The sequence below is a fragment of the Pirellulales bacterium genome (genome assembly GCA_019694455.1).
In the GTDB taxonomy this organism is placed as follows: domain Bacteria; phylum Planctomycetota; class Planctomycetia; order Pirellulales; family JAEUIK01; genus JAIBBY01.
This window is the reverse complement of the sequence record JAIBBY010000052.1, coordinates 22,180-33,582: the sequence shown is the minus strand read 5'-3', so window position 1 is coordinate 33,582 and position 11,403 is coordinate 22,180. Positions and strand designations below refer to the sequence as shown.

The 11,403-nt window shown below is 62.8% G+C and carries 9 protein-coding genes; 4 read left to right on the top strand and 5 right to left on the bottom strand.

Features of this window, described 5'->3' with window-relative positions:
* The 3 genes from K1X71_17340 to K1X71_17330 form a co-directional block, all read left to right on the top strand.
* Positions 1 to 496: amidinotransferase (locus K1X71_17340; GenBank protein ID MBX7074909.1), on the top strand; the 496-nt coding region annotated here is incomplete at its 5' end.
* A gap of 108 nt (positions 497 to 604) precedes the next feature.
* On the top strand, positions 605 to 1,213 hold the full coding sequence (locus K1X71_17335; GenBank protein MBX7074908.1) for a 5-formyltetrahydrofolate cyclo-ligase: 609 nt from the start codon (positions 605 to 607) through the stop codon (positions 1,211 to 1,213).
* Between the two features lie 124 nt (positions 1,214 to 1,337).
* Positions 1,338 to 2,297 carry a magnesium transporter CorA family protein gene (locus K1X71_17330; protein MBX7074907.1) on the top strand — a complete coding sequence of 320 codons (960 nt, stop codon included), beginning with the start codon at positions 1,338 to 1,340 and terminating at the stop codon, positions 2,295 to 2,297.
* Positions 2,298 to 2,363: 66 nt separating this feature from the next.
* Here the strand turns inward: K1X71_17330 and K1X71_17325 are convergent, their stop codons facing one another.
* The 4 genes from K1X71_17325 to K1X71_17310 form a co-directional block, all read right to left on the bottom strand.
* Complete coding sequence (locus K1X71_17325; protein ID MBX7074906.1) at positions 2,364 to 3,758, bottom strand: (Fe-S)-binding protein; 1,395 nt, start codon at positions 3,756 to 3,758, stop codon at positions 2,364 to 2,366.
* 60 nt (positions 3,759 to 3,818) lie between these two features.
* Positions 3,819 to 5,051 (bottom strand): FAD-binding oxidoreductase, encoded by a 1,233-nt coding sequence (locus K1X71_17320; protein MBX7074905.1) that lies wholly within the window; start codon positions 5,049 to 5,051, stop codon positions 3,819 to 3,821.
* Between the two features lie 17 nt (positions 5,052 to 5,068).
* Entirely contained in the window at positions 5,069 to 6,424 is a 1,356-nt protein-coding gene (locus tag K1X71_17315; protein ID MBX7074904.1) for an FAD-binding protein, read from the bottom strand.
* A gap of 201 nt (positions 6,425 to 6,625) precedes the next feature.
* Entirely contained in the window at positions 6,626 to 7,486 is an 861-nt protein-coding gene (locus tag K1X71_17310; protein MBX7074903.1) for a dienelactone hydrolase family protein, read from the bottom strand.
* Between the two features lie 189 nt (positions 7,487 to 7,675).
* Here K1X71_17310 and K1X71_17305 point away from each other — a divergent pair, with 189 nt between their 5' ends.
* The gene (locus K1X71_17305; GenBank protein ID MBX7074902.1) at positions 7,676 to 8,317 is read left to right on the top strand and encodes a hypothetical protein; all 642 of its coding nucleotides are present in this window, start codon (positions 7,676 to 7,678) and stop codon (positions 8,315 to 8,317) included.
* A gap of 95 nt (positions 8,318 to 8,412) precedes the next feature.
* Here the strand turns inward: K1X71_17305 and K1X71_17300 are convergent, their stop codons facing one another.
* The gene (locus tag K1X71_17300; protein ID MBX7074901.1) at positions 8,413 to 11,097 is read right to left on the bottom strand and encodes a zinc-dependent metalloprotease; all 2,685 of its coding nucleotides are present in this window, start codon (positions 11,095 to 11,097) and stop codon (positions 8,413 to 8,415) included.
* Positions 11,098 to 11,403: the final 306 nt, after the last annotated feature.

The window sequence follows — 11,403 nt, the reverse complement described above, 5'->3', positions numbered from 1 at the left end:
CGCCGGGGACGCGCTCTTTTGCGGCGACACATTGTTCGCGGGCTACCGCATACGCAGCGACGCGCGCGGGCATCAAGCGATTGGCGCGTTGTTGGGGGTGCGGGTGATTCCGCTGGAACTGGTCGATCCGTACTACTATCACCTCGACACTTGCTTTTGCCCGCTCACCGACGACACGGCCATTTATTACCCCGCGGCGCTGGACGATTATGGTCGCCGCGCTCTGGCCGAGATCGTGCCGAACCTGATCTCGGTGGCTGACGAGGAAGCCCGGCACTTCGCCTGCAACGCGGTGGTGGTGGGTCGAACCGTGACGACGAACACCGGCTGCCCGAAGCTGCATGCGGAGCTGGCGGCGCGCGGCTTTGAGCCGCGCGAGACGCCGCTCGACGAGTTCGTCAAATCGGGAGGCAGCGCCAAATGTCTCACGCTGCGGCTGGATGGCGAAGACGCCGCCAGTTGGCGACGGACGATGGTTGCGGAGCGCGACGCTTGAGGCAATTTGCCGCGAGCGATTGACTCGGTACGATAGGGCGTTTCCGCTTTGTCCCTGCTCGATGGCCGAACGGGCCGGCGGCGTCATCTCATCACGGAGACCACTCGGATGACCTCCAGCGAAACCACTGATGTGCAACAACGCAAGACGCAACTGCGCGAGCAGGCGCACGCCAACCGCCGCGAGCAAGAGAACAAGGATGAGCTGAGCCAGATCATCTGCCAAAAGTTCGTTGATCTGCCCGAGTACAAGAAGTCCGCGACGGTGATGTACTACTTGGACGTGCGGACCGAGGTACGCACCCGCCATTATCTGCCGACGGCAATCGAAAGCGACAAGAAGATCGTGGTGCCATACTGCGTGGACGGCGAATTGGAGTTGTTCCACCTGGAAAGCATGGATGAGCTGGAAGTGGGCATGTACAAGATTTTGGAGCCGCGGGTCGATCTGCGAGCGGTGGCGGCCAAGCGGGTGGAGGTCGAGTCGCTGGATCTGATTATGGTGCCCGGCGTGGCGTTCGATCGGACCGGCGGACGAATGGGGCACGGCAAGGGGTACTACGACAAGCTGCTGGAACATGCGCGGGCCGATACGCCGCTGGTGGCGCTGGCGTTTGAATGTCAGCTCTTTCCGGAGATTCCAACTGCGGAACACGACATCTTTATGGACAAGATCATCACCGAGCAGGCGATTTATCCGGGTCGCGGGCGGAAGTAGTCGCGCCCGTCGCGCAGGAGACGGAGCGCCTGCGGGCGAGATTTGGGGATGGTTGTGACACGGTTCGCGTCGCGGCACGAGTGGCTGGCGATGCAATGTGTCGCCAAAGTTAGATTGGGCGAGTATGCGTCTGGACTATGAGCTGAACGCCGGGCGAATCGTCGAGGACGGACACGGCAGCGCCGCGATCCGGGTGTACTCCGAGCCGACCGGCGATGAACGGGCGGAGCTATCGGCGTTTTGCGGCTTGGACGAGCATACGCTCAACTCGATGCTCGACCCCGAGGAAGTGCCGCGCATCGAGGTGGAAAGGGACCACACGCTGGTGATTTGGAAACAGCCGAACCCGGCCTCGCTGCGCGTGGCGGGACGATTTGAGGTGTCGTCGGTCGGGCTGATGCTGTACGCCGATCATCTGGTGATTGTGACCGCTGACGACGCGCCGACGATGACTCACAAGCGATCGCGCGCCATCGCCTCGCTCAACGATTTGCTGCTGCAATTGCTGCTCGACTCGGTGCATCACTTTCTCGATCATTTGCGCGTGATCAAGCACATGGCGCAAGAGGTGCAATCGCGGCTGAACTCCTCGGTCGGCAACGAGCATCTGCTGCAAATGTTCGCGCTGGGAGAGAGCCTGATCTTCTATGTCAACGCCATCGAGTCGAACGGCGGGATGCTGTTGCGGTTGCGGGCGTCGGCGGATCGCATTGGCATGTCGGCCGACGACGTGCGGTTGCTGGAAGACGTCATTATTGAAAACAACCAGTGCGCGCGGCAGGCGGCGATCTATTCGGAAGTGCTCTCGGGCTTGATGGACGCGCGGGGCAACATCATCAACAACAACATGAACATGCTGCTCAAAAACCTCACCATTGTGAACGTGGTGTTCCTGCCGATGGCCTTGCTGGTCGGCATCGGCGGAATGTCGGAGTACACGATGGCGACTCAGCAACTTCCGTGGTGGTTGAGCTATCCCTTATTTCTCCTGGCGATGGGGGCCATTGGCCTGGCGACGTGGTGGGGGTTGCGGGTGTGGATGGACCGCACCTATGGCGCGGGGGGCGGATCGCGCCGGAAATGAGTATCCGCGGCAACGCGCGATCTTGAAACGGAACAGCGCGTCACGACGCGCGAACGCGCTTGCCGTCTACACCGGCGGCTTTTCACCGCGATAGGCCAGATCGAGCAAGTCCATCGGGTGCGCGATCCACAGCGGGTGTCCCTGGGCGCGCGCCTCGCGGGCGATCTGCAACAGGCAACCGGCGTTGGCGGTGAGCACGGCGCTGGCGCCAGTCTTGAGGATGTTGTCCAGCTTGCGACGGCTGAGGCGACCAGCCATCTCGGGCTGGGTGAGATTGTAGGTTCCGGCCGCGCCGCAGCAGACTTCGGTTTCTGGCAAGTCGACAAGTCGGAGGCCCGGTACGGCGGACAGCAGGCGCCGCGGCGCCTCGCGGATCTTTTGGGCGTGCCCTAAGTGGCAAGCATCGTGGTAAGTGGCGGTCAGGTCGATGGAATGTTCTGGTGTGATGAGGCCGAGACTATCCAAGAATTCGTTGATATCGCGCACCTTGTGGGCAAACGCCTCGCGCTCCGGTTGGCGGGCATCGTCCCAGTGATGGCCGTAGTCCTTGAGCATCGATCCGCAACCGGCGACATTCACCACGATGGCGTCGACGCCGGCGGGATCGAGCGCGGCGAGATTGACGTCGGCAAGTTGGCGCGCGGGATCGGCAGCGCCGGCATGGTAGTGGATGGCGCCGCAGCACACCTGCGAGCGCGGCACAACGACATCGCAGCCGTTTTGTTGGAGCACCCGCGCGGTGGCCCAATGTGTGCCGCGGAACATCACGTCGGCGACGCACCCAGTGAACAGCGCGACGCGCGCCCGGCGGCGGCCAATCGCCGGCAGAAACTCGGGCAGTTGCTTCTCATGCTTGCCGGGTGGCGGCAACATTTGCACAAGTTGCCGCAGCCGCGCGGGCAACAACCGCAACATCCCGGTGCGCTCGGCAAAGCGGATCAGCCCCAGCCGCTCGGCCACGCGCGCCGGCGCCAAGGCTTGGCGCATGCGATTGGGGTAGGGGAACATCCCAAAGAGGACCCAGCGATGGAACCAATCGCCGCTCTTGGGGGCGCTATCCAGTTGTTCCATGGCCACGCGGAAGGGCTCGATCAATTTGCCGTATTGCACGCCCGAGGGGCAGGCGGTCTCGCAGGCGCGGCAGTCGAGGCAGAGATCGAGGTGCCCCTTCACCTGTTGGGTGAGGGGCAACTTGCCATCGGTCACTGCGCGCATGAGATAGATGCGGCCGCGCGGGCTGTCGTTTTCGTCGCCCAACTCAAGGTAGGTTGGGCAGGCGGAAGTACACAAGCCGCAATGCACGCAGTCGAGAAACAGTTCGTAGTCGATGCCGGCGCCGGGATTTTGGGCAGCGATTGCGGCGGCCTGTCGCTCGGGATGAGCATCGACCGACGAAGGAGTTGGCGTGACGCCTGGCGCGTCGGCGGGCCGGCTCGATTTCTTCTCCAAGGTGCTGCTCATGACATTCAGCATACCGCAGGCAAGTCGCGCTCGTCAGGGCTGCTACGGACTAGCCGCGCGCTAGTAGACGAAGCGACCGGGATTGAGAATGTTGTGGGGATCGAACTGCTTTTTTACGGCGCGCATCAGGGGCCAGTCGGCGGCCGGCGATCCCCAAACCGCCTGCGCGGTGCGCTCTCCGCTATTGGCGCTGAGGATCACCGCGCTGCCGCCGGCGGCGCGCGCCGCCGGTTGCAGTCGCTTGACCATCGTGGCGAGCATGCCGCCGGGTGGAAGCTCGTTGAACCGCGCCAGCACGATGCCATTGCCCGCGTGCGCCTGAATCGACGCCGTGGCATCGAGTTCGCGCACGACGCCGACCAGTTCGGCCGCGCGGCTGGGGAGCACATTGATTTTGACCGTTAGCTCCGACGGACCGGATGAAAAGTCGTTGAGCGCGGTCCATAGCGCGCTTACCTGCAGATCGGCGGTGATGAACTCGGGCGATTGACCGAGCGGCTGCCACTCGCGGGCGAGTTGCTCGCGCATCCAATCGACTTCGGCGGCTGTCCCTTCCAGGCCCACCACGATGCGCAGATCGCCCGCAGGCAGTAGCTCGCCCGAGATGTCGCTCCAGGCGATGCCGGCGATCAGTTCGATCGCCACGGGGGTGGTGGCGGAACTGGCCAAGGCGTCGAGCAGCGCACTGGCCGCGGCTAGATTGTTTACCGCGGCGACGGCGAAGGCTGATCGCTGGGGCCGGGGCTTGGCCTTGAGCGTCACCTGTGTGATCACGCTGAGCGTGCCCAGCGAACCGGTGAGCAATTTGCAAAAGTCGTATCCGGCGACGTTCTTGACGACCCGGCCGCCCGCCTTGAAGGGCGTGCCGCGGCCATCGACGGCGCTGATGCCGATGATGTAATCGCGCAGGGTTCCGTAGCCATAGCGCCTGGCGCCGCTCCAATTGGTGGCGATGGCGCCGCCGAGCGTGGCGACCTGGGCGTGTGGCAGGTCGATCGGCAACTGCTGACCTTCGGCGGCCATCGCGGCGGTCAGTTCGGCGATGGTGATGCCGGCTTCGACGGTGATTGTCAAATCGCGCGAGGGGTAGTCGATCACGCGCTGCAAGGCGCCAAGCGACAGTCCGAGGCCGGGTTGCTTGGGCGCGAGTCCGTAATCGAGGCTCGTGCCGCCGCCGAGGGGGTAGACGGCGCGGCGCGCGGCGTAGGCGTCGCGCAGCGCTTGCGCCACGTCGGCCTGCGTTTCTGGCGTGGCTGTCTCGGTGATTGGTAGGCTGTCGCTGACCGCGCTCAAGCGAGTGTCGCCTTTCGTCAAACGGCGGCGCGCCGCCCGGGATGATGTTGTTCCATGCCGCAGGCGCCGGCGGTGGGGAGCATTTTGTGCGGGCTGAGGCGCCCCGCGGGATTGAAGGCCAGCCGCAGGCGCTCCATGACCTCCAGGTCTTCGGGCGCGAAGAGCTTGGACATGAATTCGATCTTCTCAACGCCAATGCCATGCTCGCCGGTCACGCTGCCGCCGCAGGCGATGCACTCGTCGAGAATTTCCTCGCTGGCCTTCAGCACCCGCTTGACCTGAGCGGCGTCGCGCTCGTCGAACAGCAGAATGGGATGCAGGTTGCCGTCGCCGGCATGAAACACGTTCACCACCTTGATGTCGTGCTTCTCGCCGATCTGATAAATCCGCCGTAGCATGTGGGGCAGTTTAGTCCGTGGGACCACGCCGTCTTGCGTGCAATAGCTGGGGCTCAAGCGACCAACGGCGCCGAACGCCTGCTTGCGGCACTTCCACAGCTTTTGCCGCTCCGCGGCATCGCGAGCCTGACGCACTTCGCGGGCGCCGCTGCGTTGGCAAAGCTCGATGATCTGGTCGCGCTGGGCGTCTAGCCCGGCCTCCAGGCCATCGACCTCGATCAGCAGAATGGCCTGCGCGTCGAGCGGAAAACCAAATTGGAACGCCTCTTCGAGCGCGACCAGAATGCCTTGGTCCATCATCTCCAGCGCCGCCGGCACGATGCCGGCGCCGATGATCGCGCTAATGGCGTTGGTGGCGTCGTCAACCGATTCGAAAATGCCGAGCAGCGTGCGATAGCCTTGCGGATCGCGGGTGATGCGAACCCAGATCTTGGTGGCGATCGCCAACGTGCCTTCGCTGCCGACCATCACGCCGGTGAGGTCCAGGCCGGGGGAGTCTTCGGCCGGGCCGCCAATCTCGACGATCGACCCATCGGCCAGCACCGCCTCCAGCCCCAACACATGATTGACGGTCACGCCGTACTTGAGGGTGTGCGGTCCGCCGGAGTTGGTTGCCAGGTTGCCGCCGATGGTGCAGGCGCCTTGGCTGGACGGATCGGGGGCATAATGAAATCCGGCGCCGGCGAGCGCCTTGGTGAGCCAGATGTTGACCACGCCCGGTTCGACCACGGCATAGCGGTCGCGGAGATTGATTTCGACAATCCGCTTCATGCGGGTGAGGACGACCATGATGCCGCCACCCACCGGTAGGCAACCGCCCGCCAGGCTGGTGCCGGCGCCGCGTGGCAACACCGGCACATCGTACTCGTTGCCAAGCTGAACGATGGCCGCTACTTGCTGCGCGGTGCGGGGAAAGACGACCACATCGGGACAGTTCTTTTCGATGACAAAGCCATCGCACTCGTAGACGAGCATCTCGGAGTGATTGGCCAGCACGCCGTCGTCGCCCGCGACGCGGCGCAAGTCGGCGATCAAGGTGGGAAGTCGCGTGGCGATCACGGTGCGGCGGCTCGGCTAGCGGGCATATCGGCTGCGCGCGAGCGTCGCGCGCGGCGGCAATGGTTGTCGCGTAATTATATCGGCAGTGGCCGACGCTTCCGAGGGGCTGCCGCGCGCTTACGCGGCGCCGTGCTTTTTGAACCATTCCTGCAAACGCTTCCAGCCATCGGCGGCGTTCTCGGGATGGTAGCTCGGTCGATAATCGGCGTGGAAGCCGTGCTGCGTTTTGGGATACAGCACAATCTCCGACGGCTGGTTGGCGGCCTTGAGGGCGGCGCGCATTTTCTCGACCGTCTCCACCGGGATGCCGCCATCGGCCTCGCCGTACAGCCCCAGCACCGGGGCCTTGAGGTCGGCGGCAATCTCCAGCGGATGCTTGGGATGCAACTCGTCGCTCTGGCCGACCAGGCGGCCGTACCAGGCCACGCCCGCCTTGAGCTGGGGATTGTGGGCGGCATAGAGCCAGACGATCCGGCCGCCCCAACAAAAGCCGGTGATGCCGAGTCGGCTGACGTCTCCCTGGTTCTTCGCGGCCCAGGCCACGGCGGCGTCGAGATCGGACATGACTTGCGCGTCGGGCACCTTGGACACGACTTCGGAAACGACCTTTTGAATGTTGGAGATTTTGGAGACATCTCCCTGCCGCGCGTAAAGCTCTGGCGCGATGGCCAAATAGCCGAGTTTGGCAAATCGACGGCAGATATCCTTGATGTGTTCGTGGACGCCGAAAATCTCCTGCACGACGAGCACGACCGGGAACGATGCGCCACTGGCGGGCATGGCCCGATAGGCGGGGATTTCGCCGTCGGCAACCGGGATCTTCACTTCGCCCGCCACGAGGCCATTACTGTCGGTGGTGATGGTGGCGGCCGACACGGGACGCACCGCCAAGGCAAAGCCGGTGGCCAGCGTGGTGACGACGAAATCGCGGCGCGAGAAATCGCTCTTGGGCAGAAAGTTGATGAGTTCCTCTTGCATGGCTGCACCTATTGCTGGCTGAAGTTGGAGTTTTGGTGAATCGTTGCTCCGCAGGTTAGCCGATTGGGGAACGCATTTCGAGCAATTCGCGCGGGCGCCGCGGAACTATTGACCGGGAGAGTGGTTTAAGAGCAGATAGCGGGCACGCGCCGTTGGCGCGCCGATCTCCCCATTGCAGGAGTTTTTGACATGAGGCCTCGCATTTTGGTTTTTGCAGCGTTCGCACTGGCGACTGCGACTGGTTTGAGCCTGGCCCAGGGGCCGGGCGGCATCGGCGGCGTGGGGGGGGATCGATTGATGCTGCTCTCGCAAGACTCGGTGCGCAGCGAGCTAAAGATCACCGACCAGCAGCGGACGGCGATCGAGGAGTTGTCGACCAAGCGACGCGAGTCAATGCAGGAGCTGCGAGAACTTAGCGGAGATGAGCGGCGCGCCAAATGGGAGGAGCGAGCCAAGGCGACGCGCGAGTCGCTGGCCAAGATTCTGAACGAAGAACAAGTCAAGCGTTTGCAGCAGATTGGCTGGCAGCAGCAAGGGACCTACGCGCTGGCCGACGCCGACGTGGCGGAGGCGCTCGCGCTGACGGACGAGCAAAAGTCGCAGGTGAGCGCCGCGCTGGAGGCGGGGCGCGAGGCGATGCGGGCCTTGCGCGAAGAGGGAAATCGCGAGCAAGCGCGCGAGAAGTTTCGCGCGGCGCGCGACGAGACGCGCAAGAAGCTGGATGCGGTGCTCACCACCGATCAAAAGGCCAAGTGGCAGGAATTGCAGGGCGCGAAGTTTGAGGGGGAGATTCGGTTCGAGCGGCGAGGAAGAAATCGCCGCGCGGAGTAACCCGCGGTCGTGGCGCCCTGCCTGACATCACAACAAAAAGAGCCTCCGGCGCGAGTCCGGAGGCTCTTTTGAGATTTAGGTATTCACAAATGGCGCTAGGCGCGAGGCAGCTCTAGCTGAGCTTCCAGCACCTTCTTGATCCGCGCCGAGGTTTCCTTGAGATGGGCCTGGCTGTAGGGATCGAGCTTGGCGCCCCCCTCGATCAGTTTGTTGATTCGCTCCTGCAGCGAACCAAGCTGCGCGTAGGCCACGGTCTGGCAATCGGCGGGAGCAAAGGAGTTGCCCATCGCCAGGTCGGCAAGCTGCGTCAGGTACTTGCGCTGCAGATTGCGGCGCAGGCTGCTGATCGCCGGCTTGCGCGGGGTGAACTCGCCCGCAGGCAACGCGTCGACCTCGGCGAAAATCGCCTTGGTCAATCGATCCAGCAGTTCGACGGTGGTGAGCGCGTCCTGGTCGGCGGCCACCTTGAGTTCGGCGTCGTGTACGCGCTCGAGCGTGAGCGACGACATGAGCTTGGACAAGATCAACTCTTGCCACATGCCGATCACCTCATGAACCGCGAAGTCGACGCGCAGGGGCTCATTAGTTCCCCAGTGGCTCCAGCGCGAAGTGGCCAGATGGTTATACAGTTCCGGTGGAAATTGGAACGGCTTGTCGTTGAAGACTTGCGTTTCGAGCAGGGCCAGCGCCTCGCGTTGTTTTTCGACCGGCACAATGGTGAACGGGGCGCGGCCGTTGGGATCTCCCTTATGGTCGCGATTGACGTTCACGCCGCCGACGAAACGAGAGGCGAAGAAGTTGGCCAGGCCGTACTGTCGCAGCAAGACACCAAAGGCCTGGGTTACCCGCTGGTACCCCTCGCCGTCTTTGGATGTCTTTTCGACCAACGTCGGCCATAGATCGCCGATCAGCTTGCTGCGCAGCTTGGCGTATTCGAGCGGGTCCTTGCCCAGGTCATAACGGTTGACGAGCGGATCGGGGTCGATGCCGCGGGTGTCCTCGTCGGTGGCGTAGGCCAGTTCTGGGGCGGCGCAACGCGCGGCGATCTTGCGCAGCTCGGCCTCTTCGCCCTCGGTTCCGCCCGACAGCGACTTGTACCCATACTCAATGGCCCAGACGTCATAGGGGCCAACCGTGCCGGAGAAGTAGTCCCCCTGTTTGGCGCCCTTGGGTTGGATATTGGCGGGGGTGTAATCCATGACCGAGCCGGTGAGCCCGGTGGTCTTGGTCTTTTCGGGGTCGTTGACATCTTCCAGGGTGTAGAGGGTGCTGGATTTGAAGTTGTGCCGCAGGCCAAGGGTGTGCCCGACCTCGTGCATGGTGACTTCTTTCAGCCCCTGCATGACCATCTTTTCTTGCATCTCCTTGCCTTCGGCGCCTTCCATGGCGGTGATGGCGGCCGAGCCGAGCGCCAACTCGCGGGAGATGCCGTTGTGCAGTTCGCAGCGGCAGGTGTAGGCATGGCGCAGATGCGGCGGCACCTTCTTCATTTCCTCTTCGTAGCTATGCAGATCGAACGCTCCGCCCGTCACGCGCGAGACGACGTCAGGCGAAAAGAGCTCGTACTCGTCGCGCCAGAAGCGAATGAAGTCGGCGTCGAAGATGATGTCGGCGTCGAGGATTTGGCCGTTGGTCGGATTGACGCGGCTGGGGCCCATGGCAAAGCCGGCCGACGAGGTGATCCAGCGGAAGGTGTTGTAGTTGATGTCTTCCGGATCCCAGGTGTCTTCGTCGCGCTGCTGAATGACGTGAATCGCGTCGACAAAGCCCGCCTTCTCAAACGCCTTGTTCCATTCCAAGATGCCATCGTGGATGGGCTTGCGGTACTGATAGGGGACCGTCTTTTCGATGTAAAAGCGGATGGGCTCCTTGGGGGGGGACACATCGGCGGACGAATCGGCCTTCTCCAATTTCCAGCGATTGATGTAGCGGACAAACTGATCGTCATCGCCTTTCTTGGAGTAGTCCTTGAGCACCGTGAGGAAATAGCCCACGCGGTCATCGGCCAAACGCGGCTTGTAGCCATTTTCCGGCAACAAGCTGATGGAGTAGTGAATGCCGATGGTCACGCCGCGGCTATCGGCGACAGTGTCGAAGCTCATATTGCCGCCGGAAGCATAGGTGGCGGCGATTTGAATCTCCATGTTGTCTTTGAAGCCCTTGATCGCCTCCCAATTCGATTTGTTGGCGGCGAACGCGAAGCCGGGCAGCACGCTGGAGATCTGCGGCAGGTCGCTCATGAAGACCTGACCGAGATCGACGACCGATCCGCCCGCAGGGCCTTTGGTGACGATGGGCAAACTGAACAACACGCTATCGGTGTAGGCGAGCTTGACGGCGCGTTCTTCGGGGCTGCCTTTGTCGGCGGTGAAGCGCACATTGCGGCGGACGATGTGAATCTTGTCGTCGACTTTGCGGAACTGCCACAACCAATCGTCGCCAAATCCCCAGGTCATGCCGCCTAAGATCGGGCCCTCGCCAATGCCGCGGGCGATGGAGATGAGCACGATGAAGTCGCGATCGAGTTGCCCCGAGCCGATCTCGGCGAAGAGGTGTTCCCCCTTTTGCCACATCTTAATGAGGCTGCCGTCGGCCGATGCCTTGGCCTCCTTGGTCACTTCGGCGAACGGAGGATACTTGTCTTTCTTTTCCTCGTCCTTGCCCTTTTCGTCCTTCTCCTCGGTTTTGGAGTCGGGCTTGGCGTCGTCGGCCCAAGCCGAGGCAGGTTGCCAGGCGAAAATCGAAAGACAGGCAAAGGCGGTCAGAATCAGCTTCTTCATCTCGAAGACTTTCTTGTGCGGAGATAGAAAATTCGCGCCACGAGCGACTACGGGCGAGCAGCGCGCGAGGGGCCTCGATAGACTACGTCGAGCAAAACGGAAACGGCGTCGCGGCGCCTCGGTAACCGGCGCTGCCGCTGATCTAGATTCCTGGCGAATGGCGAATCGGCGGAATAACCGTCAAATATAGACTAGGCTTCCCTTCTTGCTCAAATTGAAAGTTGTTCATCGGCTCAATGGAATTGGACCAGCGAACGGCCCTTCCCCGCAGATGGTAGACCATTTACTCGTAGGGGCATGTTGGTG

Excerpts from the sequence above, each read along its gene's own strand:
- K1X71_17335 (MBX7074908.1), top strand. The coding sequence starts at position 605 with ATGACCTCCAGCGAAACCACTGATGTGCAACAACGCAAGACGCAACTG.
- K1X71_17330 (MBX7074907.1), top strand. The coding sequence starts at position 1,338 with ATGCGTCTGGACTATGAGCTGAACGCCGGGCGAATCGTCGAGGACGGA.
- K1X71_17325 (MBX7074906.1), bottom strand. The coding sequence starts at position 3,758 with ATGAGCAGCACCTTGGAGAAGAAATCGAGCCGGCCCGCCGACGCGCCA.
- K1X71_17315 (MBX7074904.1), bottom strand. The coding sequence starts at position 6,424 with ATGCTCGTCTACGAGTGCGATGGCTTTGTCATCGAAAAGAACTGTCCC.
- K1X71_17310 (MBX7074903.1), bottom strand. The coding sequence starts at position 7,486 with ATGCAAGAGGAACTCATCAACTTTCTGCCCAAGAGCGATTTCTCGCGC.
- K1X71_17305 (MBX7074902.1), top strand. The coding sequence starts at position 7,676 with ATGAGGCCTCGCATTTTGGTTTTTGCAGCGTTCGCACTGGCGACTGCG.
- K1X71_17300 (MBX7074901.1), bottom strand. The coding sequence starts at position 11,097 with ATGAAGAAGCTGATTCTGACCGCCTTTGCCTGTCTTTCGATTTTCGCC.